Source organism: Nonomuraea sp. NPDC049129, from assembly GCF_040648495.1.
In the GTDB taxonomy this organism is placed as follows: Bacteria; Actinomycetota; Actinomycetes; order Streptosporangiales; family Streptosporangiaceae; genus Nonomuraea.
Genome location: NZ_JBEZDU010000002.1, coordinates 485,052 through 507,694, shown reverse-complemented (window position 1 = coordinate 507,694; position 22,643 = coordinate 485,052). Strand labels below are relative to the sequence as shown.

Below are 22,643 nucleotides of genomic sequence, written 5' to 3'. Positions count from 1 at the left end.
GTCAGGAAGAGCCAACCTTCACGCTGACTCTTGGCAAATTTCTCCGTACGGACGGTTGTGCGGCACGTTCTACGGTCAGGTCCAGAGCCGGTAGGGAGGTTCGGTGACCGTCGGTATTCATGCGAGGCGCCCGCGTACCCCTGTGACAGGAGCGGCCAGCGCGGCGGTACGCCCTGTGCTGGCGGCGCCGCGCAGCCCCGCGCGGGTGCTGGCCGTCTTCCCCGCCGGGGTGTACCTGGAGGTCAGGACCGAGCTGGAGCCGTCCGTGCTGGCCGTCATCACGGGCGCGGCGACGCGGCTGCCCAACTCCGTGCTGCTGGCCGCCGAGCTGCCGCGCGTCACCGTGGGTGACGAGGCCGCCGTGGGCGACGGCGCCATCGAGCTGGGGCGGCTGAGCGTACGGGCGCGCCGCTGGTGGGATCCCGCGCCGCCGCTCGGCCGGGTCGATCCCGAACGGCTCAGGCAGGCCGCCCCTCGCCTGACCCCCGGCGAGCCCGGATTGGCGGGCAACGACGCCATCGAGCTCCTGGCGGCCGGCTGCGCGAGCGGCCGGTTGCTGGGCGCGGTCACGGCGGCCGAACGGCTGGTCGGCCTCGGTCCGGGGCTGACGCCGAGCGGGGACGACGTGCTGGCCGGGCTGCTGGTGACGCTCAGGCACCTCGGCGCGGCGGCCGAGGCGGAGCGGGCGGTGTGGCTGGCGGACTGGCTGGCCGCGACCGTGACGTACGACGCCCGCACCCGTACGACGCCGATCTCGGCGACACTCCTGCACTGCGCGGCCAGAGGCGAGGCCAGCCCCGAGGTGATCGCCGTGCTGCGCGGCATCGCCGGGCGGCAGGAGCTCGAACCGGCGCGGCGGCAGCTGCGGCGGCTCGGCCACACCTCCGGATCCGACCTGCTCCAGGGCATCTCCATCGGTCTCGACACCGTCCTGGCCATGGCGGAGGCCCCGAGCCCGCCCCAAAGCCCGCCCCATGTCCCGGCCATGACGGAGGCCCCGACCCCGGCCCGCGCCTTGAGCGTGACCGGATGACCCGCGACGCGGTGCTGCTGCGCAAGGGCGTCTACCACGACTCCGTCACCCTCATGCGCGTCAGCCGCTCGCTGTCGGACCTGCCCGGCATGCGGGTGGCCATCGTCGCCATGGCCACGGAACTGAACCTCGCCCTGGCTCGCGACCTGGGCTTCGACCTGCCCGCCGCCGACCCGGGCGACCTGCTCGTCGCCCTGCGCGGCGACAGTGTGGACACCGCCACCGGCGAGCTCGACCACGCCCTGGCCCGGCTGTCCGCCTCCCGGACCCGGGCGGCCGCCGACCAACCCCCGCTCACCACCCTCTCGGCGGCCAGAAGCCCGGCCGACCTGGTGCTCGTGTCGGTTCCGGGAGAGCACGCGTTCGCCGAGGCGCTCGACGCGATCCACGCGGGACTACCCGTGATGATCTTCAGCGACGGCGTGCCGGTCGCCCGGGAGCGGCGGCTCAAGCTGCTGGCCGAGGAGCGTGACGTGCTGGTCATGGGCCCCGACTGCGGCACCGCCGTGATCGCCGGGGTGGGGCTGGGGTTCGCCAACGTGCTCAGGCCGGGCCCGATCGGCGTCGTCGCGGCCTCCGGCACCGGCGCCCAGCAGGTGACGTCCCTGCTCGACCAGGCGGGCGCCGGGGTCAGCCATGTGCTCGGCGTGGGCGGCAGGGACCTTTCGGCCGAGGTGGGCGGGCTGTCGGCGATGCGGGCGCTGCGCATGCTGGACGACGACCCGGCCACCGAGCTGATCGTGCTGGTCTCCAAGCGGCCCGACCCGGCGGTGGCGCGGGCCGTACAGGAGGTGGTGGAGAGGCTGGGCACGCCGGTCGTGTCGGCGCTGCTCGGGGAGCGCGATCTGACGGCGGCCGCGGAGGAGGCGCTGCGCGCCCTCGGCCGGCCCGTTCCCGCCTGGGAGTCGTGGCCCGGCTGGTCGCCCACGTCGGCGTACACGAAACTCAAGGGCGTCTACTCGGGCGGCACGCTGTGCGCCGAGGCGAGCCTGATCGCCGGGGCGGGCGAGTTCACCGACTACGGCGACGACGCCTACACCAGGGGCCGCGCCCATCCGATGATCGACCCGACGCTCCGTCTGGAGGCCCTGGCCCAGGTGGAGCCGGGCGATGTGATCCTCATGGACGTCGTACTCGGGCACGGCGCCGACCCCGACCCGGCCGCCTCCCTCGCCTCGGCCGTCGCCCACGCCACCCACCATGGAGCCACCGTCGTCGTCGCGCTCATCGGCACCGAGGGCGACCCCCAGGGCCTGCACCGGCAGGCCGCGGCGTTCCGCGAGGCGGGCGCCACCGTCTTCACCTCCAACGCCCAAGCCGCCCGGCACGCCAGGAACCTCCTTTGACTCTGCTCTCCGGTCCGCCCCACGTGATCACCGTCGGCGCCGCCCTCCTTCAGGAGTCGCTCGACGCGCAGGCCGTGCCCACGACCGCCGTCGCGTGGCGGCCGCCCCTGCCCGGCACCGCGGACGCGCTCGCGAAGGTGCTCGCCGACCCGCGCCTGCCCGCGGCCAACGAACGGGCCGTCGGCCGCCTGACCTCGGCCCGCCCCCAGCTCGTCGGGGTACGGCGGGCCTCGGAGGTGCTCGACCTGCCGGAGCGGATGTTCCTGCACGCGGGGCCGCCCATCGACTGGGAGCGCGCGTCGGGCCCGATGCGCGGGGCGCTGATCGGCGCGATGCTGCTCGAGGAGTACGCCCATGACGTGCCGTCGGCCGAGGAGCTGCTGGCCGCCGGCCGGGTACTCCTGGAGCCCTGCCATCGGCACGCCACGGTCGGCCCGATGGCGGGCGTGGTGAGCCCGTCTATGTGGATGCTGGAGGTACGCGACGCCGAGCACGGCGGCACGGCCTACTGCTCGCTCAACGAGGGCCTGGGCAAGGTGCTGCGTTACGGCGCGTACGGACCCGAGGTGCTGGAGCGGCTGCAGTGGATGGACCGGGTGCTCGGACCCGTCCTGTCGGCCGCGATCGAGCTGGGCGGCCCGATCGACCTGCGCGCGATGATCGCGCAGGCGCTGCAGATGGGCGACGAGCTGCACAACCGCAACCGCGCCGCCACCTCGCTGTTCCTGCGCGAGCTGGCCCCCTGGGTGGTCGAGGCGGCGGCCGGCAGCGCCGCCGAGGTGCTGCGCTTCGTCAACGGCAACGACCACTTCTTCCTGAACGCCGCCATGGCCGCGGGCAAGGTGAGCACCGACGCGGCCAGGAACGTACCCGGCTCCTCGATGGTCGTCGCCATGGCCCGCAACGGCACCGATTTCGGAGTACAGGTCTCGGGGCTGGGCGATCGGTGGTTCACCGGGCCGGCGGGCGTGCCGGACGGGCTCTACCTCGGCGCGTACGGCCCGGCGGACGCCAACCCGGACATCGGCGACTCCACGATCACCGAGACGTCGGGCCTGGGCGGGTTCGCGATGGCGGCGTCCCCGGCCATCGTGCGCTTCGTCGGCGGCGAGGTGGCGGACGCGGTGGCGGCGACCCGGTCCATGTACGAGATCACGCTCGCCGAGCATCCCGCCTACCAGATCCCGGGACTCGGCTTCCGCGGCACACCGGTCGGCATCGACATCACTCTGGTGGCCAGGACCGGCGTGTTGCCCGTCGTCAACACCGGTATCGCGGGCCGCGTGGCGGGCACCGGCCAGGTCGGTGCGGGCCTGGTGAAGCCCCCGGTAGAGGCATTCACCGCCGCATTGCTCGCCCTGGCCGCCGACCGTAATTGATCCAATTGATGGGCGATATTGCGACACGTCAAGGCATTTGTAAGAGCCGAGTTGTGGTTCCCTTGGGAATGACCTGCCTATATCGTGGCCAACGCTCATAATCTTGACGTATGGCGGCGCGACGCTTGTGACCGATGAGGCTGGAGATTGGGGCGGGAACATGGCAGCCGACCGCTTGCTCAGCGGACCCGGTGCGGAGGGAAACGCTTCACAGAGCCAGGGTCGTTTGATCGGCAGGCGCTACCGGTTGATGTCACCGGTCGGCCGGGGCGGCATGGGGATGGTGTGGCACGCGCATGACGTGCTGCTCGCCCGCGACGTGGCGGTCAAGGAGCTGATCCTGCCGTACGGGCTCGACCAGGCGGGCAAGCAGGTGGCCCACCGGCGCATGCTGCGCGAGGCCCGGTCCGCCGCGCGGCTGACGCACCCCGGCATCGTGACCGTGCACGACGTGGTCGAGGAAGACGGCCGGCCGTGGATCGTCATGGAGCTGGTCCGGGCGTGGTCCCTGGAGCAGGCGGTCCGCCAGAGCGGACCCCTCCCGGTGATCCAGGCCGCCGAGATCGGCATCCGGGTGCTCGACGCGGTCCGGCACGCGCACGCGGCCGGGATCCTGCACCGTGACATCAAGCCGGGCAACGTCCTGCTCACCTCCGACCGTGTGGTGCTGACCGACTTCGGCATCGCCGCGATCGAGGGCGACGTCACGATCACGCAGACCGGGCTGCTCATGGGCTCGCCCGCCTACATCCCGCCGGAGCGGCTGTCCGGGCAGTCGATCACCCAGGCGGCCGACCTGTGGTCGTTCGGGGCGACGATGTACGCGGCTGTGGAGGGACGCCCGCCGTACGAAGGGCCGGACCCGATCGCGGTGCTGGGCGCGGTCCTCACACAGGACCCCGTCACGCCGCAGCGGGCCGGCGCGCTGGCGCCGGTGATCGAGGGCCTGCTGCGCAAGAACCCGGCCGAACGTCTCACCGCCGAGCAGGTCGGCGATCTGCTGGAGCGGATCCTGCACGCCCACGGCTCGACCCGCCCGCGACCCGCCGAGACCTCGCGGTCCCTGCCCACGGAGGCGGACTCGACGCCCGCCGGGTTGCTGCCGCCGTTCGACTCGCTGTCCGGGCCGATGCCGTCGCGGATCGTGGAGACGCCCTCGGGGCCGGTGCGCGTGCCGTACGACCCGCTGAACAGCCCGTCGGGCGGCTACTCCATGCCCTACGAGGGGATGTCGAGCCCGTCGGGCAGCCACCGCACGGACGCGCTGCCCTCGCTGCCTCGGGCGGACGGGTTCGAGGCGTTCACCAGCCAGTCGGGGTCGCACCGGATACCGGAGGCCGGGGAGCGCCCGCCGACGGGGCCGCACCCGTCGCTGAGCGATCCGGCCGGACCGTCCTTGGTGCGTCCTCTGCCGGGGAGCTTCCCGTCGGGCAGCTTCCCGTCGGGCAGCTTTCCGTCCGGCAGCTTTCCGTCCGGGCCCGTGTCCTCGCCGGGCTCCCCGCTGGACAGGCCGCCGTCGTCGCCGGGCTTTCCAGCGAGTGGACCGCCGTCGTCGCCAGGTTTTCCTTCCGGCGGGCCGCCGTCGTCGCCGGGCTTCCCGCCCAGCGGGCCGCTCGGCGCGCCGCCGTCGTTCGGCGGGCCGTCGGGATCCCATCGGGCCTCTGACAGCGGGGCGTTCGGGAGCCCTTCGGGGCCGCGCCGGATCCCGGAATCGCGTGCGGACTCCCCGAGCCCGTCGGGCCCGCAGCCGATCCTGCCCCTGACCAGTGACAGCCGCGCCGCCGCCCCCTGGCCGCTGGCCTCGCCGGACCACCTGCGCGACCAGGCCATCGACCTGTCGCGCGACCTGACCCACGACCGTCTCACCAAGCTGCCCAGCGCCACCTCGGAGCGCCTGACCAAGAGCAGGCGCAGGCACGAGGACGACGATGAGGGCGGCTGGCTCCGCGACGGCCGCCCCACCCCGCGCCTGATCGTCACGGGCATCGCCACCATCGGCGTGATCGTGGCCGTCGTCCTGTACGTCCGCACGGGCAGCGCACCCGCGCCGGTGCCGAGCGTGGCGATCACCCAGGAGGTGTCGTCGCCACCCGCCGCCGATCCCCTGACGGCGACCGTGCCCAAGGGCTTCAGCGAGCAGACCCCGCCCGGCTTCTCCGCCGCCGTCCCCGACGGCTGGAAGCTGACCGCGTCAGGCGGCGACGCCACCTTCACCGGGCCCAAGGACTCCGGCATGACGACCCGCATCGAGCAGACGACCCCGCAGCAGGACGGAGGCCTGTCGGAACTGACCCGCGAGGAGGCGGCCGGTCGCGTCGACGGCTACATCCAGGTACAGCTCCAGGCGACGCGGTATCGCGACTGGAAGGCCGCCGACTGGGAGTACACCTACACCCTGGCCAACGGCGTCCCCATGCACGCGCTGACCCGTTTCGTCACGATCGACGACACCAACGCGTACAAGATCACCTTCAACATGCCCGAACTCAAGTGGGACGACCAGGCCGAAACCCGCAAGGTCTTCTTCGACACCTTCCGCCAGACGTGACCACCTGAGACCCAGCCACCGCGTCATGAGCGCGGCTGGGTGGAGCGCGCGGCCGGGATCTGAACGGTTATCGCACGCCGAGAGCGCGGTCGAGGAAGTCGCGGACCGTCGTGGCCAGTTCGGCGCGGTGGTCGGACAGGGCGTGGTCGGTGGCCCATTCGTGGTGTTCGAGCGCCGCCCCCGCGTACGCGGGCAGCAGCGGCCGGTGGTGTACCGCGGCGGGCGTCACGGGGTCGAGTCCGGTCCCGATCAGCATCACCGGGCGTCCGGCGAACGCGGGTGCCAGCGAGGCCAGGCTCCACTCCTCCCCCGCGGCCTCCATCTCGGCCACCAGCGCTTCACCGCTGGTGCCGGTGAGCGGGAGCAGTTCACCGTCGAACGCCTCGACCCACTCCCTCCGCCCTTCGGCGTCGAGCCCGCGGGAGATCGTGCCGAAGTCGACGCCGGACACCGATACGGCGGCCGCGATCCCCGGATCCGCGGCGGCCGTCATCAGGGCGACGAACCCCCCGAAGCTATGTCCGACGAGGGCGACCCGCTCCGGGTCGAGCCGGTGCTCGGCCGCGAACGGCTTCTCCCGGACGGCCGCCACCACCCGCGCCGCGTCCGCCAGGCCGTTCCCCCACGACCAGTTCCCACCGACGCCCCAGGAGCCCCGGTAGTGGAAGACCAGGCTGGCGTACCCTGCTTGGCGCAGCGCCTGGGCCAGATCGAAGTTGCGCTCATTGCCGGGAAAACCGTGCAGCACCACCACCGTCGGATGCGGCCCGTCGCCCGCCGGCAGGTGCAGCACTCCCAGCAACGGGACCCCGTCACTGTCGAAGGTCACCGCAGGTGTGGCAGCTCTCACAAGGCTCTCCTCGCTCGGAATGATCGGTACGCTAACAGCCGCCCGACGGCCGCTCCCCAGCGCCTCGGCCCTCGGCCGGTCGCCGAATAGCCCGCAGGTGGGTGTCATGTACCGTCGGCGCATGAAGCTGGCGAGCATCCACATCTATCCCGTCAAATCGACGACCGGGCACGAGGTACATGAGGCCGAGGTGCAGCCCTGGGGCCTGGCCGGTGACCGGCGCTACCTCATCGTCGACGAGCACGGCGAGATGCTGACCGCCCGCGAGCTCCCCCGGCTGCTGATGTGCGTGCCGGAACCGGACGGCGAGACGCTCAAGCTCACCGGCCCGCACGCCGCGCCGCTGCGGGTCACTCCCACCGCCGGCCGTTCGGTGATCAAGATGCGGAAGACGTCGATAGAGCTGACCGACTGCGGCGACGACGCGGCCGCGTGGCTGAGCGCGCTGATCGACCGCCCTGTCCGGCTGGCCTGGCAGGACGACCCCACCTGCCGTCCCGTCGATCCCGAGTACGGCCGGCCGGACGACCGGGTCAGCCTGGCCGACGCCTATCCGCTGCTGCTCACCTCCACGGCTTCGCTGGCCCGGCTCAACGACTGGATCGCGGAGACGGCGGTCGAGAGCGGCGAGGAGCTGCCCCAGCCACTGCCCATGAGCAGGTTCCGGCCGAACGTGGTCGTGGACGGCGTGCCGGACGCCTTCGCCGAGGACGGATGGAGGCGCGTCCGCGTCGGCGACACGGAGTTCCGGGTGGTCAAGGGCTGTGACCGATGCGTACTGACCACCGTGGACGCCGCCACCTACACCAAGGGCAAGGAGCCCATCCGCACCCTGGCCAGGCACCGCAGGTGGGACGGCAAGGTCTGGTTCGGCGTGAACCTCATCCCGGACGCCCCTGGCCGGATCGCGCAGGGGGATCCGGTGACGATCCTCTGAGCCGGGTTCTCGGAGCCAGGCGGGCGAACCTCCGAGCCGGGCGGCGAAAACCCCATCCCACCCGAAAGCAGCCATAAGTAGTTGAATAACGCCGCGTGGGGTGATTTGGGCCTTTGGGGGGATCTCATGGGCTATGCGAGACTTCACAAGTGACCAGCGCCCCTATAAAGCCCGATATTTCATCCCCTGACCGGATCCGGGCCGTCCAGCGGCGCACTCTCGTGATCCTGTCCGCCGCGCAAATAGTAGGCGGCGTAGGCGTCGCAGTCGGCCTGGCACTGAGCTCAGTCGTCGTCGACGAGCTCTCCGGATCCACCGTGATCAGCGGCTTCGCGGGCACCGCGACCGTACTCGGCGCGGCCCTCCTCGCCCTGCCGACCGCCAAGGCGTCCGGCAGGGGCGGCCGGCGGACGGGCCTCACGCTGGCGTACGTGGCCGCGCTGGCGGGCTGCGCGTTGTCCGTCGGCGCCATCAGCCTCGGCAACTGGCCGCTGCTGCTGGTCGGCCTGGTTCTGGTGGGCGGCGGCAGCGCGGGGAACCTGGCGGCCCGCTACTCGGCGACCGACCTGTCACCGCCGGGGCACGCCGCCAGGCACCTGTCCCTGGTCGTCTGGGCGGCCACCATCGGCTCCGTCGCCGGCCCGAACCTGGCCAAGCCCGCCGACCAGATCGGCATGAGCGCGGGCCTCGTGGAGAAGGCCGGGCCGTTCGCGTTCGCGGCGCTGGCGTTCGCGCTGGCGATGCTCATCATCCTGGTCGGCCTGCGCCCGGACCCGCTCAAAGTGGCCCGCCGGCTGAACGACACGCAACCCCCCGCCGCCGGCCAGAACCGGACGATCAGGAACGCCTGGACGACCCTGCGCACCACCCCCATGGCCCGCAAGGCCCTGGTCATGATCGCGGTCAGCCACACCGCGATGGTGTCGGTCATGTCGATGACCCCGGTCAAACTCCACCACGACGGCTCGAATCTGGACATCATCGGCCTGGTGATCAGCCTGCACATCGCCGGGATGTACGTCATGTCTCCGGTGGTGGGCTGGCTGGCCGACAAGGCGGGCAAGGTGCCGGTGCTGCTGCTCGGCATGGCGTTGCTGCTCAGCGCCGCCGTCCTGGCGGGTACGGCCGGGCACCGCGTCTGGCAGGTGACCACCGCGCTGGTGCTGCTCGGCCTCGGCTGGTCGTGCGGCCTGGTGGCGGGATCGGCGCTGGTCAGCGAGTCGGTCCCGGTCGGTAGCCGGCCCGCCGTGCAGGGCCTGTCCGACCTGCTGATGAACGTGTGCGGCGCCACCGGCACGATCGTCGCGGGCGCGATCGTGGGCGGGCTGTCGTACGGGGTGCTCGGGCTGGTGGTGGGGGTGATGGTGACACTGGCCGGAGTCTGGCTGGCGATCACCTGGCGCCACGTGAACAGCGGCCCGCTGACACCCGCCATGTGACGTGCGCGGAGTCACTTGGCGTCGGCGTAGCAGGAGACCGCGACCGCCTCCATCGGGAAGCGCACCGGCGTCCCCCCGAACAGCAGGCGGCTGGCCTCGGCGGCCGACTCCGACACCGCGGCCATCACCTCTTCGGCCTGGTCGAGCGGGCAGTGCACCATGATCTCGTCGTGCTGGAAGAACACCAGCCGGGCCGGGCCGGACAACCGCCCCCGCAGCACCGCCATCAGCACCAGCGCCCACTCGGCGGCGGTGGCCTGTACGACGAAGTTGCGGGTGAACCGCCCCCGATCCCGGATCGCCCGGCTCCCCTCGGGCCCCGACACCAGGGACTTCCACCCCTCCGACGGCGGCGGGCTGGTGCGGCCGAGCCAGGAGCGCACCAGCCGCCCCTCCTCTCCCGCCTTGGCCGCGTCCTCGACGAACTGGTAGGCCTTGGGGAAGCGCTGCCGCATCACCGCCAGCAGCTTGGACGCGTCACCGCTGGTGCCGCCGTACATGGCGGACAGCATCGCGATCTTGGCGTTGGCGCGCTCGCCCCCGAACGACTTGGCCAGCGCCGAGTAGAGGTCGATCTCCCCCGCCGCCCGCGCCAGCCCTCCGTCGGCGGCCATCGCGGCCAGCACCCGCGGCTCCAGCTGGGCGGCGTCGGCCACGATCAACGTCCAGCCGTCGTCGGCGACCACCACGCGGCGCATCACCTTGGGGATCTGCAGCGCGCCGCCGCCGTCGGTGGCCCACCGCCCCGACACCACCCCGGCCACCACGTATTCGGCACGGAAGCGCCCGTCACGCACCCACTGATCGGCCCAGACCCACCCGTGGAAGCTGTACAGCCTGGCCAGCTCCTTGTAGGCGAGCAGCGGCGCGACCGCCGGGTGGTCGAGCTGCTTGAGCTCCCACGACCGGGTGGTCTTGAGCGCGACGCCCGCCCCCTTGAACGCCTTGACCAACTGCTGCACCGAGTCGGGATTGACCGGATGCCCGAACGCCGCCGACACCTCGTCGGCCAGCGCCTGGAGCTTGGCCGGCCGCATGCCGTGCACCGGGCGCGGGCCGAGCAGCTCGGTGAGCAGCGCGTCGTGTACGTCCCGGCGCCACGGCATGCCGTCGTGGCCCATCTCGGCGGCGATCAGCGCGCCCGCCGACTCGGCCGCCACCAGCAGCCGGAACCGGCCCGGCTCCGGCAGCGCCTCGATCCGGCGCAGCTGGTCGGCCAGCACCTCCGCCACCGCCTCCGCGCCCAGCGGCTCGGGCGCGAACAGGGTGTCGGGCACGCTGGGCTGATCGTCGGGCACCGGCAGGCCGTGCAGCCTGGCGTGGGCGGCCTTGGCCGAGCGCGGCTGGCCGTATCGCCCCTCGTACGCGAGCAGCAGCCCCTCGGTGAGCGTCAGGTCGTGGCAGCGTGACACCCGCACACCCTTGGACAGCAGGGACGGATAGATCTCGCGGGCGTCCGCCCAGACCCAGCGCGGCCGCTCGGCTTCGAGCTCGCGCACGGCCCGCGCCAGGTCGTCGACCCGGCGAGCCGGACCACCGACCGGCAGGATCGTCCCGTCTGCCACCACTACGTGCACGCCGTCCAGAGTGCCAGGTGACTACGACAAACTGATGTGCACCTCGTCCTCCATCGGCGGATCCACCTCCTGCGGCAGGCAGCCGGTGGCGGCGAAGCAGCGCACCGTGAGCAGCTCGGGCGTGACCGATAGGTGCAGGAACTGCTTGAAGAACGGTGGTGTGTCCCAGTCGGACAGCTCGGAGAGGTAGCGGTGGAAGACCGTGCCCACGGGCAGCCGGAACGGCATCGGCCAGGCTCCGAGCAGCCGGGCCGCCCACCTCATCCTGCGAGTGATCTTGATGGGTCCGGCGACGGGCCGGACCGGGGTGTTCTTGATCTGGTCCGCCATGATGCAGGCGGCCTCGGCCGGGGTGAGGTAGATCCACTTCATCCGGAGCCGCTTGGCGTACAGCTGGCTGTAGAAGGACAGCGAGTCGCCGCGCAGCGGATAGCACTTGAAGTCGTCCTCGTGCACGCCCGCCACGTCCACCCGGCGGGTGGTGTGGGTGGCGTGCATGAACGCGCCGCCGCCCCCGGAGACGATGTACTGGATCACCCGGTCGCCCACCCTGACGGGATAGCGCTGGTAGTTGTGCACGTCGCCGCCGATGGCGGCCACATAGCGGTGTTCGGGGGCGCGGATGATGTCGTCGATCGTGCCGCCGCCCTCCAGCGGGGACGGCTTGTAGTCGTTGCGCGTGTAGATCGGCTTGCCGGTGACCAGGATCTTCGGGCGCGGGTCCAGGGAGGTGCGCCGCAGCCATTCGGTCTGCTGGGCGTCGATCTCTCCCTGGATGCCGGTGTCGACGCCCACGATGAGCAGGCTCGGGGTCTCGATCGCCCAGTACGGCCCCGGCTGCGCGGCCCGCTGCGCCGGACGGTCCCTGAACGCGCGGGCCTCGGCCAGCAGCCGCTCGTCGATCGTCTCCGACCTGCGCCAGAGCAGGCCACGTAACCCCGCATCCCGCTTGGGCGGGAGCGCCGGGGCGTCGCAGAACACGCGCATGAAACCGCCGAGCCCGTCGTACCAGTCGTGGTTGCCGGGGATCGCGTAGATCGGCGCGTCATAGTCCTTGTACGGGCGGAAGAACTTGTTCTCGTACTCGTTGCCGGACCCGGCCGGATAGAGCACGTCGCTGGCGATGACCGCGAAGGAGGTGCCTTCGCCCACCTTGAGCAGGCCGGGCACGACCGCGTATTGGGAGGCGTCGCCCTCGCCGGTGTCGCCGAGCAGCAGGAAGCTGAAGCTCTCCCCCACCTCCGGCTTGACGCGGAAGTCCGGGTCGGCGCCACGGGCCTCCTGCTCGGCGATCCACCTGCGGCGCACCTTCCCGGACGGGTCGCCGAAGAGCCCGGCGACGATCTGGTTGCGCGAGTGCCACAGCGTGCGCGGGCTGAGCCAGGTGAAGCCCTTGTTGTCGGGTCTCAGGTCGTTGAACGTGCCGATCCGCTGACAGGCCCACCCCGCGCCTTCCTCCGACACCCGGGAGGAGAGCTGCCTTCCACGCTCAGCCGCGACTTCCACCATGACTCCATCTTTACGCGATCTTCCCCAAGCCGCACCCACTTCCCGAAGCGCGTCCGAACGCAGCGTGCCGTTGGGAACACAATCGGTTCGCGATGGTGTAGCCTCACGCCCCAAGCAAGCGGTTCGTCGCCGCGATGGGGGGCTGCCATGGCCCGGAACGGTTCGGACGACGCCACCCGGAGGGGCACCGCGGGGGTGGCCGCCGTAGAGGGGTTGCTGGCGTACGCCGGCAGACGGTCGCGTTGGGGTGGTGGGGCGCTCGACAGGGTCCACCAGGCGATCGGGCTCAGCCGGGAGCTGGCCGCCGCGGACCCCGACGAGCACGCGGTGCTGCTCGCCCGCTGCCTGCTGGCCGCGGCCAAGCTGCTGCTCAAGCGCGGCCGGGCCGCGGAGGCGCTGCCGTACGCCGAGGAGGCCGTCGAGCTCTGCCGTCCGGCGGGTGGCGCGCCGCTGGTGTTCGCCCTGGCCTGCCTGTCGGACGTGTACGAGGCGCAGCAGCGCTATGGGGAAGCGGCGGCGGCCATGACGGAGGCCGCCTCGGTCGACCCACCGGACTGACCCCCAGACTCAGACCTAGGCCCGCGGCCCAGGCCAGGCCCGCGCCCCAGGCCCGCGGCCCCAGGTCGACCTCAGGGGATCAAGATGCCCGGGTTCAGGATGCCCGTGGGGTCGAGCCGGGCCTTGACGGCGCGCAGGATGTCGACGCCCACGGGTCCCAGCTCGGCCGCGTACGCCTCGCGGTGGTCGCGGCCCACGCCGTGGTGGTGCGAGATCGTGCCGCCCGCCGCCACGATGGCCGCGTTGACCGCCTCCTTGGCCCGCTCCCACTGCGCCACCGGGTCGCCCTTCTGCGCGGTGACGACGGTGAAGTACAGCGAGGCCCCGGTCTCGTACACGTGCGAGATGTGGCACATGACCAGCGGCGACTCCAGCGCCCCGAGCAGGGCCAGCCGTACCGCGTCGTACAGGCGTGGCAGCGCGGACCAGAACCCGGCCGTCTCGATGGTCTCCACCGTCGCGCCGGCGGCCAGCAGCGAGTCGCGCAGGTACGGCGCCGAGAACCGGCCGTGCTCCCACGCCCGTCCGGGCTCGGTCCCGAGCGGCACCCCGCCCATCCGCGCCAGCACCACCCCGGCCCCGGCCCTGCGCCCTTCGACGGACGTCGCCGGGGAAGACGTCGCCGGGGAACCCGCCTCCTGCCCGTCGGTCGGCCGGTCAGTCGGCCCGTCGGCTGGACCGTCAACCGGGCCTTCGTAACCCGCGATCACCAGGCAGCCGCTGGAGCCGCCCCCGATGTCGTCCGGCCGGGCCAGCCCGATCATGGTCTCCGTCTCGTCCGAAAGCCGCAGCACCGTGGGCAGCGGCCCCTCTTGCGCCAGCGTCCGCAGCGCGGCCATCCCCTCCCGGAACGACCCGAACCGCCACCCTTCGTACACCCGCCGCCCAGGCACCCGCCGCACCCGCAGCCGCAGCGCCGTGATCACCCCGAACACCCCCTCGGACCCCAGCAGGAGCTGCCGCAGATCGGGCCCCGCCGCCGATTTGGGCGCGCGACCCAGGTCCAGATCGCCGGAGGGAGTGGCGACGGTCAGACCCACCACCATGTCGTCGAAGCGCCCGTAACCGGCCGAAGCCTGCCCGCTGGACCGGGCCGCCGCGAATCCGCCCAGCGTGGCGTACTCGTACGACTGCGGGAAATGCCCCAGCGTCAGCCCGTGCCGTTCGAGCAGCCGTTCGGCCTCGGGCGCCCGCAGTCCCGGCTCGGCGGTGACGACCATCGACTCGGTGTCGACCGAGACGAGCCGGTCGAGCCGGGCCAGGTCCAGCGCCACCACCCCGGCGAAGCCGGACCGGGACGCCGCCAGCCCGCCCACCACGGAGGTGCCGCCGCCGAAGGGCACCACCGCGACCCGCTCGGCGGCGCACAGCCGCAGCAGCGCGGCGACCTCGTCGTGCGAGCCGGGCAGCAGCACGGCGTCGGGCGCGGCCGAGCCGTCTCCCGCGCGCATCCGCAGCAGGTCGGGGGTCGACTTGCCGCGCGTGTGCCGGATCCGGGCCGCGCGCGAGGTCAGCACCTGTTCGTGGCCCACGACGTCGGCCAGGGCGGCCAGGTGCGCGGGCGAGAGCGCGACTGGGGCCAGCCGTACGGACTCGAACGAGGCGGCGGGAGCGGCCGGCTCGCGTACGCCCAGCAGGTCGTGGAGCAGCTCGCGGATCTGCGGGGGCAGTTCGCGGGCCTTGGCGGGGTCGCCCCAGCCCGACCACAGCATCGGTTCGTTCAGCACGTCTACACTGTGACATATGACGTCGATTCGTCACAATGACGGCGTGCTGGACGCGGCCCGCGACTGCGTGCTCGCCTACGGGGTGCGGCGCACCACGCTCACCGACGTGGCGCGGCGGGCGGGGGTGTCCCGGATGACGCTCTATCGCCGCTGGCCCGACGTGCGGAGCCTGGTCGCCGACCTGATGACGCGGGAGTGGGTGCTGGCCGTCACCGAACTGGACCTGTCGGACCCGGTCGCCGCCGTGGTCGAAGGGGTACGGCGGCTGCGCGGCCATCCGCTCTGGCGCAAGATCGTGGAAGCGGACCCGGAGCTGCTGCTGCCGTACCTGCTGGATCGGCGCGGCGCCACCCACGAGGCGGTGCTCGGCGTGCTCGAAGCCGCCGTCGGCGACCGCCGCAAGGCCAGGGCGGTGCTGCTCGTGGCGCAGTCGTTCCTGCTGTCGGCGCCCACCATGCTCGACCCCGTGACCCTCGACGAACTCGACGCCGAACTCGCCACTCTGCTGGAGGCCTACCTTGGATAGCCCGCCGAACGCCGCGCGCCCCTCAGACAGCTCGCTGAACGCCGCGCGACGGACCCGCGAGCTGGCCGTGGTCGCGGAGGAGACGGTCGACGTGCTGGTCGTGGGCCTGGGCGCGACAGGTGCGGGCGCGGCGCTCGACGCCGCTTCGCGCGGTCTCAGCGTCGCGGCGATCGACGCGCACGACCTGGCCTTCGGCACGTCGAGGTTCAGTTCCAAGCTCATCCACGGCGGCCTCCGCTACCTCGCCAAGGGGCAGGTGGGCATCGCCCGCGAGAGCGCGGTCGAGCGCGGCGTCCTGCTGCGGCGGACGGCTCCGCACCTGGTCAAGGCGCATCCGTACGTGCTGCCGCTGACGCCGGAGGTCTCCAGGTCCCGGGCGGAGCTGCTGATGACCGGCTACCGGCTCGGCGACGGGCTGCGCGCCGCCGCCGGCACGCCGCGCCGCCTGCTGCCCGGGCCGTCCCGGCTGACGGCCGCCCGGGCGCACACGCTCGCGCCCATGCTGAGCGAGGACGGCCTGCGGGGCGGCCTGCTGTCGTGGGACGGCCGCGTGTACGACGACGCCCGGCTGGTGGTGGCCATAGCCAGGACGGCGGCGGCGTACGGGGCCCGGATCCTGACCCGGTGCCGCGCCCTGGAGCTGACCGGCGCGGGCGCCAAGGTGCGTGACGAGCTGACCGGCGCGGAGTTCGGCATCCGGGCCAGGACGGTGATCAACGCCGCGGGCGTGTGGGCGGGCCTGCTGGACCCGCGGGTGAGCCTGCGCCCGTCACGCGGCACGCACCTCGTGCTCCGCCCCGGAACCCTGCCGGGCCTCCTGTCCGGGCTGCACATTCCGATTCCCGGAGAGAGCAGCCGATTCGCGCTCGTACTCCCCCAAGCCGACGGCCGCGTGCACGTGGGCCTGACCGACGAGCCCCTCGACGGACCCGTCCCCGACGTGCCCGAGGCCCCCGAGGAGGACATCAGGACGCTCCTGAGCGTGCTCAACACGGTTCTGGCGGCACCGGTGACCCGCGAGGCCGTCGCGGGCGCCTACGCGGGGCTCAGGCCGCTTCTGGCGGCGGGCGGGCGGACGGCGGACGTCTCACGCAGGCACGCCGTGTACGCAGATGGCGGGAAGGCGGACGGAGGGGTCGTCACGGTCGTGGGCGGCAAGCTCACGACATACCGGCGGATGGCGGCCGACGCGGTGGATCGAGCGATCTCGGTGGGGAACCTCCCGGCGGGCCGGAGCCGTACCGCCTCGATCCCGCTCGTCGGAGCCGTCCGGGATCACGGCGCCGTGACCCCGCGAACCGGGGCGGGCGCGGGCCGCCCACCCGAGCGGCTGGTCGCCCGCCACGGCGTCGAGGCGGCGGCCGTGCACGAACTCGTCCGGGCGCATCCCGAGGAGGTCGGCCTCGGCATCACGATGGGCGAGCTGATGTGGTCCGTCGCCCACGAGGGCGCGCTCGACGCGGACGACCTCCTCGACCGCAGGACCAGGATCGGCCTCGTCCCCGAGGACCGGGCGGCGGCGCTGCCGGCCGCCAGGGCGGCTTTCAACCGATAACCCGTACATCCCTCTTACCGTTAGGTTAGTCTTACCTAATTCGCAAGAGGGGAGCAAGGCGTTGGCCAGGGGCTGCGAGCATCCGGATGGCTGCCACACGGGCGGGGTGCCGAATCTGGCCAGCGCCACCGTGGGGGCCCGGCTGTGGCTACTCGTCGAGTACGACGGACCGTGGCCGTCACATCTGGAAACCTTCGAGCTTCCTGAAAAAATCTCGAACCTCGTGCGCCGAGCCCAAGAACGTGGCATCAGACCCCAGCTCATCCGCCGCCCCGGCAGACGGGTCCGCCCACAGGAGCAGGACTTGCGTGTGCTAGTGGGCTACGCCACGGGCCCCAACCCCTGGCTGGCCAGCGGAGTCATCGCAGGTACCGAGGATCTTGACCTGGACGCGCTGGTGGCCGGAGTGGTCCCGGAGTCCTGCATACTTGAAGACGAGCCGGTATTTCTGGTCTGCACGCACGCCAAGCGCAATGCGTGTTGCGCCCGCATTGGACTGCCCATCGCTCGAAGCCTGGCCGAAAACTGGCCGGACAGAGTATGGGAAACGTCACACGTTGGCGGCGATCGCTACGCCGCCAACCTCGTGTGCTTGCCACACGGAATTTTCTACGGCAGCATGTCTCAGGCTGCTGCGATCGCAGCGGCTAACGCGTACCGGTCGGGCGAGATCATTCTCGACCGTTACCGGGGACGCGCAGGCATCCCTGAGCCATTGCAAGCCGTCGAGCACTTCGCCCGAACCCATTCGGGAGAGTGTTCTGTCGGCGCAGTGGCCGTGGAATCCTCCAGGTCGGACGGCGACGTCACCGAAGCCATCGTGCGCTGCGGCGACGTCCGGTTCGAGGTTGTGGTTGAGCCATCGGTGTTCCAAGCGCCGTGTGGTACGGCTTGCGCCGAGAAGATCACCACCTACCGGCTGGTTTCGCTGGACAGGCTCACGCCTGTGCGGTACGCCACGCCCGCCCTTACCTGATCACGGGAACACTACGGCCCACCTTTGCGTTGGAACAGTGACGCCGAAAACGTCCAATGCGGCTCAATTACTGAAATACCTCTCACGAAGGTGGTTTTCTCATGTCTCAGGTACGTCGGCAGCTCGCCCGCCCGCGCCCCAGCTGGGGTTGGCAGGATGATGCCGCGTGCCGGGGTGAGGACCTCGTGCTCTTCTTCGGCCCCGATGGGGAGCGGCAGCCCGAGCGTGACGTGCGCGAGCGGAAGGCCAAGGCGATCTGCGCCCAGTGCCCTGTCCGCAACGAGTGCCTGGACTACGCGCTGTCCCGTCCGGAGAAGTACGGCACGTGGGGTGGCCTGAACGAGGACGAGCGCGCTTCCGAGCGTCGCCGTCGCATGCGCCGCGCCGCCAGCGCCGGCATCTCCGCCGCCTGACTCCACCCGGCAGCGATCACCGCGTGATCATGCAGTTGCCCCGATGAACCGGGGCCTGGCCAGCCAAGTCCAGGCTCCGGCGAACCCGGTCGGGGCAACTGCTTGATCAGGCAAAAGACCTCAGCCCCCAGCACGCGCTTCAGCCCGGCGTCATCCGTGACGCCGGGCTGAAGTGGTTTCCGGATCGCTGCTCGCCGAGCTTCGGGGCTGGACCGCTCTGAGTCGGCGCTGCGCCTGGCTCTGGGCTCTTGGCTCAGACGATCAGATCGTCGAACTCGCCGTCCTTGGCGCCGAGCACGAACGCGGTGATCTCATCCCGCGTGTAGACCAGGGCGGGCCCCTCGGGGAAGCGTGAGTTACGCATCGCCACCTCCCCCGTGGGCAGATCGGCCACCTCGACGCAGTTGCCGTTGGGGTTGCTCCGCCTGCTCTTGCGCCAGACGGCGGGAAGGCGACCGGCGGGCGTTCCGTTGCGGAACTCATGCATGGGCGAAGCTCCCTCGCGCGCTTACGGATGCACGTGCAGCCGTGGTTGCGAGATCACGTTACGGCATCGCCAAGATCGCCATATACGGGACGACCAAAACCCCGATATGGGGTGGATCACACTGACAGCAGGCGCTCCAGGAAGCGTTGGGTCTGCTCAGGGGAGTCGGCCTGGACGCTCAATCGGTCCATGACCTGCATGTAATGCTCGGACTCAGCCGGCTTGTCCAGATAGAGGGCGCTCGTGAGCTGCTCCAGGTACACGACGTCGGGCAGGTCACGCTCGGGGAAGCGCAGGATGCTGAACGGCCCGCCGGCGGCGGCGTGCCCGCCGCGCTCGAACGGGATGACCTGAACGGTGACGTTGGACCGTTTCGTCATCTCCAGCAGGTGCTCGATCTGCCGCCGCATCACCTCACGGCCGCCGAGCGCGCGCCGCACCACGGCCTCATCGATGACCGCCCACAGCTTGAGCGCCCGGCCACCGGCCAGGCGCTCCTGCCGCCTGGTGCGCAGCGCCACACGCCGGTCGACCTCGGCCTCGGGAGTCGTCTCGTGCGCCAGCTTGATCACCGCCCTGGCGTACTCGGGCGTCTGGAGCAGGCCGGGGATGAACTGGTTCTCATACGTACGGATGACCGAGGCCGCACCCTCCAGCCCGATGTAGACCTCGAACCAGCCGGGCAGCAGGTCGCTGTACTTGTGCCACCAGCCCGGGGCGTTCGCCTGCCGGGCCAGCTCCAGCAACGGCGCCCGCTCGGCCTCGTCGGTGACGCCGTAGAGGGTGAGCAGATCGGCGACGTCGCGTTCCTTGAAGCTGACCTGCCCGAGCTCCAGGCGGCTGATCTTGGCGTGAGAAGCGCGAATCGCATACCCCGCGTCCTCCCGCGAGATACGCTTCTCCGTGCGGAGCCTGCGCAGTTGCGTACCCAGCAGGATCCGCAGCACCGTCGGGCTTCCCGGCGAGTAGCCGACCACATTCCCTTCCGCACTCAGTGCGCTCACACCTATCGCTCCCAGATCATCTGCACGTGCAGATGCTATTTGCATCTGTAAAACACGAAAAGTCTTGCATCGGTAAGCACACGCCGTAAAGATGGGCATTGGATCACCTAGACCGCGCTTCGGGGGCCAGGATGACGACTTTCGACGCTCGGCCGCAAGCCGCCACGTGTGCCCAGGCACCCGAATGGCTGCTGCCCATTCTGCTCGACGGGCGGCGCGGACCGTGTGACGAGGTCTTCCGCTTTCATGAGCTGAGCACGTTCGAGCCCGTCTGCGTGGCCTCTGCCAGGCGGTTCGTCGACCGGACGCTCACCTCGTGGGGCTCCGACGACATCGTCTTCGACGCCCAGCTGGTGGTCTCCGAGCTCGTCACCAACGCGATGCGGCACGGCGGCGGCGCCATCCAGCTCCGGCTGCTGAGCCGGCGGCCCGAGGTGGCGTGCGTGGTGAGCGACTACAGCCGGCACGCGCCCGCCGCCCCGCCCACCACCGACGTCTTCGCCGAATACGGCCGCGGCCTGCGCCTGGTCGAGGCCCTCACCACGGGCTGGGGCTGGCTCACCCCCGGCGCCCAGGGCAAGCTCGTCTGGGCCGTACTCTCCAACTGACCCCACGCCCATCGGGACCCCGGCCACAACGGACCACCTTCGTCCGCTCCCCCGAAGGGACCCCGCCCTCCACGGACCGGCCTCTTCCGCTCCCCCGCAGGGGGTATCCCTCCGAAGGGACCCCAGCCCCGACGGACCGGCCTCTTCCTCACTCCCGCAGGGGTATCCCTCCCAAGGGACACCAACCCCGACGGACCGTCACAGAGTCCGAAACGGTCGTGTGACGAAACACCCCTCACCGCACACCCGCCAGCAGATCCAGCACGTCGGCGTCGCTGAGCTGGTCGAAGTGCTCGTACCACTGCCCCACCGCCCGGAAATCCGCCGGGACCCGCAGCACCACCACCTCGTCGGCCTCCTCGCGCATGGCCTCGACGGTGTCGCGGGCGCCCACCGGCACGGCCAGCGTCACCCGGCCCGGCTTGGCCGCGCCGACCGCCCGGAGCGCGGCCCGCGCGGTGGCGCCGGTGGCCAGGCCGTCGTCGACCACGATCACCTCGCGTCCGGCGAGATCGGGCAGCGGGCGGTCGCCCCGATAGACCTTGACCCGGCGGGCCAGCTCGCGCCGCTCCTCCGCGACCACGTCCGCCACCGACTCGGGCGTCATCCCGAGCCTGCGCAGCAGCAGCAGGTCGAACACCGGCTCGCCGCCCTCGGCTATCGCGCCGACGCCCAGTTCGGGCGTCGGCGGATAGCCGATCTTCCGGGTCACCAGCACGTCGAGCCGGCCACCGACACTGCGGTGGATCGGCACGGCCACCGCCACGCCGCCGCGTGGGAGCGCCAGCACCACCGGGTCCTGCGCGTCGAGCAGGCGCCCCGCCAGCATGGCCCCCGCTTGCGCGCGGTCCGCGAACAGCAGCTCCATGCAGTGGTGTTACCCGGTCAGGGGCGGTTTCTGCCCGTGCGCCGCATTTCCTTGTGGATGACCTTCCACTTGTTCTGCTGCTCCTTGCGGAGCCGCGCGTCGGTGCGCGAGGCCATCCAGGCGGCTTCGCGCTGGAGCTTGCGCCAGCTGATCAGCCGCCGCTCGGGGAGTTCGCCGCACTCCAGGGCGGCGAGCACCGCGCAGCCGGGCTCGCTCTCGTGGCCGCAGTCGTCGAACCGGCAGCCGGCCGCCAGCTCCTCGATGTCGGAGAAGACGAGGTCGACACCCTCGCTCATCTCGTAGAGGCCGACGCGGCGGATGCCCGGCGTGTCGATGACGAGGCCGCCGCCGGGCAGCGGGATCAGCTCCCGGTGCACGGTGGTGTGGCGGCCCCGGCCGTCGGCGGCGCGCACCTGCTGGGTCTCCATCGCCTCGCCGTCCGCCATGGCGTTGACGAGCGTGGACTTGCCGGCGCCCGACGGGCCGAGCACGACGGCCGTACGCGAGCCTTCGAGGTAGCCGCGTACGAGCTCGACGCCGTCGCCGAGCACCGAGGAGACGGCGTGCACGTCGACGCCCGGCGCGGCGACGCGTACGTCGGCGAGCAGGTCGTCGAGGCCGCGTTCGAACAGGTCGGACTTGGTGACGAGCACGACCGGCGTGCCGCCCGACTCCCAGGCCAGCGCGACGAGCCGTTCGATGCGGCCCAGGTCGGCGAAGTCCGTGGCGTGCATGGACGGCTCCGCGACGAAGACGATGTCGATGTTGGCCGCGAGCACCTGGCCCTGGCCGTCGCCCGACAAGCCGCCGCGCGAGTCGCGGCTGACGCCGCCCCTGACGAAGGCGCTGCTTCTCGGCAGGACCGCGTCGAGCTCGTAGCGGCCCTCTGGGAGCTCCTTGAGCGCGACCCAGTCTCCGACACAGGGCAGCGCCACCGGGTCGTCAGCGGACGCCCTGCGGACGCGCGCGCCGTATTTGACGTGATGCTGCCCATCGGCGGCGATCACTTCGGCCGCGCCGCGATCGACCCGGGACACCCGGGCGGGCACGGTGTGTAGTGGCAGCTCGGCGACGCGGGATTCGGTCCAGCCGAGCGGGAAAAGCGTGGAGAACAACGGAGTGACACCTTTGTGGTCGAGAAGGACCCGGGTGACCTCTAAGCGGGCCCCCGGAGGATGACAAACGGCAAGCCGAACAGAACAGCCCGCATGGTCGTCACCTCCTCACTCGAGTTCTCGGTGCAGCTGGGAAGTGACTCTACGCATCCCTCCTGCGACTTCGCAACGACTTTCTTCTCGATCTG

General features: G+C 71.6%; 20 protein-coding genes. 12 read left to right on the top strand and 8 right to left on the bottom strand.

The window, feature by feature from the left end:
- Positions 1-103 precede the first annotated feature (103 nt).
- The 4 genes from AB0B64_RS07375 to AB0B64_RS07360 all read left to right on the top strand — a co-directional run bounded on the left by AB0B64_RS07375 (position 104) and on the right by AB0B64_RS07360 (position 6,306).
- Positions 104-1,033 carry a DUF2877 domain-containing protein gene (locus AB0B64_RS07375; RefSeq protein WP_358175410.1) on the top strand — a complete coding sequence of 310 codons (930 nt, stop codon included), beginning with the start codon at positions 104-106 and terminating at the stop codon, positions 1,031-1,033.
- Positions 1,030-2,379: an FdrA family protein gene (locus AB0B64_RS07370; RefSeq protein WP_358175407.1), complete on the top strand. Its 1,350-nt coding sequence runs from the start codon at positions 1,030-1,032 to the stop codon at positions 2,377-2,379. The genes AB0B64_RS07375 and AB0B64_RS07370 overlap by 4 nt, the downstream gene beginning before the upstream one ends.
- Positions 2,376-3,758, top strand: a complete 1,383-nt coding sequence (locus tag AB0B64_RS07365) for a DUF1116 domain-containing protein (RefSeq protein WP_358175404.1) — start codon at positions 2,376-2,378, stop codon at positions 3,756-3,758. The genes AB0B64_RS07370 and AB0B64_RS07365 overlap by 4 nt, the downstream gene beginning before the upstream one ends.
- 226 nt (positions 3,759-3,984) lie before the next feature.
- Positions 3,985-6,306 (top strand): protein kinase, encoded by a 2,322-nt coding sequence (locus AB0B64_RS07360; protein WP_358175401.1) that lies wholly within the window; start codon positions 3,985-3,987, stop codon positions 6,304-6,306.
- 67 nt (positions 6,307-6,373) lie between these two features.
- On the opposite strand, the gene AB0B64_RS07355 is transcribed toward AB0B64_RS07360, so the two are convergent.
- Positions 6,374-7,156 (bottom strand): alpha/beta fold hydrolase, encoded by a 783-nt coding sequence (locus AB0B64_RS07355; protein WP_358175399.1) that lies wholly within the window; start codon positions 7,154-7,156, stop codon positions 6,374-6,376.
- Between the two features lie 121 nt (positions 7,157-7,277).
- Between AB0B64_RS07355 and AB0B64_RS07350 the strand changes: the two genes are divergently transcribed.
- Complete coding sequence (locus tag AB0B64_RS07350) at positions 7,278-8,093, top strand: MOSC N-terminal beta barrel domain-containing protein (RefSeq protein WP_358175396.1); 816 nt, start codon at positions 7,278-7,280, stop codon at positions 8,091-8,093.
- A 149-nt stretch (positions 8,094-8,242) separates the two neighbouring features.
- Positions 8,243-9,532 (top strand): MFS transporter, encoded by a 1,290-nt coding sequence (locus AB0B64_RS07345; protein ID WP_358175394.1) that lies wholly within the window; start codon positions 8,243-8,245, stop codon positions 9,530-9,532.
- An 11-nt stretch (positions 9,533-9,543) separates the two neighbouring features.
- Here AB0B64_RS07345 and AB0B64_RS07340 read toward each other — a convergent pair whose 3' ends face one another.
- Positions 9,544-11,109 carry a bifunctional 3'-5' exonuclease/DNA polymerase gene (locus AB0B64_RS07340; RefSeq protein ID WP_358175391.1) on the bottom strand — a complete coding sequence of 522 codons (1,566 nt, stop codon included), beginning with the start codon at positions 11,107-11,109 and terminating at the stop codon, positions 9,544-9,546.
- Positions 11,110-11,130: 21 nt separating this feature from the next.
- Entirely contained in the window at positions 11,131-12,618 is a 1,488-nt protein-coding gene (locus AB0B64_RS07335) for a metallophosphoesterase (protein ID WP_358175388.1), read from the bottom strand.
- 147 nt (positions 12,619-12,765) lie between these two features.
- Here AB0B64_RS07335 and AB0B64_RS07330 point away from each other — a divergent pair, with 147 nt between their 5' ends.
- Positions 12,766-13,176 carry a hypothetical protein gene (locus tag AB0B64_RS07330; protein WP_357941115.1) on the top strand — a complete coding sequence of 137 codons (411 nt, stop codon included), beginning with the start codon at positions 12,766-12,768 and terminating at the stop codon, positions 13,174-13,176.
- A 71-nt stretch (positions 13,177-13,247) separates the two neighbouring features.
- Here AB0B64_RS07330 and AB0B64_RS07325 read toward each other — a convergent pair whose 3' ends face one another.
- Positions 13,248-14,888: an FAD-binding oxidoreductase gene (locus AB0B64_RS07325; RefSeq protein ID WP_358175981.1), complete on the bottom strand. Its 1,641-nt coding sequence runs from the start codon at positions 14,886-14,888 to the stop codon at positions 13,248-13,250.
- Positions 14,889-14,919: 31 nt separating this feature from the next.
- Here AB0B64_RS07325 and AB0B64_RS07320 point away from each other — a divergent pair, with 31 nt between their 5' ends.
- From AB0B64_RS07320 to AB0B64_RS07305, 4 genes are all read left to right on the top strand, one after another.
- Entirely contained in the window at positions 14,920-15,429 is a 510-nt protein-coding gene (locus tag AB0B64_RS07320) for a helix-turn-helix domain-containing protein (protein WP_357941113.1), read from the top strand.
- Positions 15,422-16,984 (top strand): glycerol-3-phosphate dehydrogenase/oxidase, encoded by a 1,563-nt coding sequence (locus AB0B64_RS07315; RefSeq protein WP_358175385.1) that lies wholly within the window; start codon positions 15,422-15,424, stop codon positions 16,982-16,984. The genes AB0B64_RS07320 and AB0B64_RS07315 overlap by 8 nt, the downstream gene beginning before the upstream one ends.
- Before the next feature lie 106 nt (positions 16,985-17,090).
- Entirely contained in the window at positions 17,091-17,960 is an 870-nt protein-coding gene (locus AB0B64_RS07310) for a sucrase ferredoxin (RefSeq protein ID WP_357941109.1), read from the top strand.
- 101 nt (positions 17,961-18,061) lie between these two features.
- Complete coding sequence (locus AB0B64_RS07305; RefSeq protein WP_080036407.1) at positions 18,062-18,373, top strand: WhiB family transcriptional regulator; 312 nt, start codon at positions 18,062-18,064, stop codon at positions 18,371-18,373.
- A gap of 253 nt (positions 18,374-18,626) precedes the next feature.
- Here the strand turns inward: AB0B64_RS07305 and AB0B64_RS07300 are convergent, their stop codons facing one another.
- On the bottom strand, positions 18,627-18,860 hold the full coding sequence (locus AB0B64_RS07300) for a DUF397 domain-containing protein (RefSeq protein ID WP_225289364.1): 234 nt from the start codon (positions 18,858-18,860) through the stop codon (positions 18,627-18,629).
- Positions 18,861-18,976: 116 nt separating this feature from the next.
- Positions 18,977-19,864 carry a helix-turn-helix transcriptional regulator gene (locus tag AB0B64_RS07295; RefSeq protein WP_357941107.1) on the bottom strand — a complete coding sequence of 296 codons (888 nt, stop codon included), beginning with the start codon at positions 19,862-19,864 and terminating at the stop codon, positions 18,977-18,979.
- A gap of 131 nt (positions 19,865-19,995) precedes the next feature.
- Between AB0B64_RS07295 and AB0B64_RS07290 the strand changes: the two genes are divergently transcribed.
- A complete protein-coding gene (locus tag AB0B64_RS07290) occupies positions 19,996-20,472 on the top strand; it encodes an ATP-binding protein (RefSeq protein WP_357941105.1) in 477 nt (158 codons plus the stop codon).
- 235 nt (positions 20,473-20,707) lie between these two features.
- Here AB0B64_RS07290 and AB0B64_RS07285 read toward each other — a convergent pair whose 3' ends face one another.
- Together AB0B64_RS07285 and rsgA are read right to left on the bottom strand one after the other, a co-directional pair.
- Positions 20,708-21,340, bottom strand: coding sequence for a phosphoribosyltransferase family protein (locus AB0B64_RS07285; RefSeq protein ID WP_357941103.1), 633 nt, complete (start codon positions 21,338-21,340; stop codon positions 20,708-20,710).
- A gap of 17 nt (positions 21,341-21,357) precedes the next feature.
- Complete coding sequence (rsgA, locus tag AB0B64_RS07280) at positions 21,358-22,455, bottom strand: ribosome small subunit-dependent GTPase A (RefSeq protein WP_358175382.1); 1,098 nt, start codon at positions 22,453-22,455, stop codon at positions 21,358-21,360.
- Positions 22,456-22,643: the final 188 nt, after the last annotated feature.

Coding starts and splice junctions, on each gene's coding strand:
- AB0B64_RS07350 (WP_358175396.1), top strand. CDS start 7,278: ATGAAGCTGGCGAGCATCCACATCTATCCCGTCAAATCGACGACCGGG.
- AB0B64_RS07335 (WP_358175388.1), bottom strand. CDS start 12,618: ATGGTGGAAGTCGCGGCTGAGCGTGGAAGGCAGCTCTCCTCCCGGGTG.
- AB0B64_RS07325 (WP_358175981.1), bottom strand. CDS start 14,888: ATGCTGTGGTCGGGCTGGGGCGACCCCGCCAAGGCCCGCGAACTGCCC.
- AB0B64_RS07290 (WP_357941105.1), top strand. CDS start 19,996: ATGACGACTTTCGACGCTCGGCCGCAAGCCGCCACGTGTGCCCAGGCA.
- AB0B64_RS07370 (WP_358175407.1), top strand. CDS start 1,030: ATGACCCGCGACGCGGTGCTGCTGCGCAAGGGCGTCTACCACGACTCC.
- AB0B64_RS07305 (WP_080036407.1), top strand. CDS start 18,062: ATGTCTCAGGTACGTCGGCAGCTCGCCCGCCCGCGCCCCAGCTGGGGT.
- AB0B64_RS07330 (WP_357941115.1), top strand. CDS start 12,766: ATGGCCCGGAACGGTTCGGACGACGCCACCCGGAGGGGCACCGCGGGG.
- AB0B64_RS07300 (WP_225289364.1), bottom strand. CDS start 18,860: ATGCATGAGTTCCGCAACGGAACGCCCGCCGGTCGCCTTCCCGCCGTC.
- AB0B64_RS07320 (WP_357941113.1), top strand. CDS start 14,920: ATGACGTCGATTCGTCACAATGACGGCGTGCTGGACGCGGCCCGCGAC.
- AB0B64_RS07285 (WP_357941103.1), bottom strand. CDS start 21,340: ATGGAGCTGCTGTTCGCGGACCGCGCGCAAGCGGGGGCCATGCTGGCG.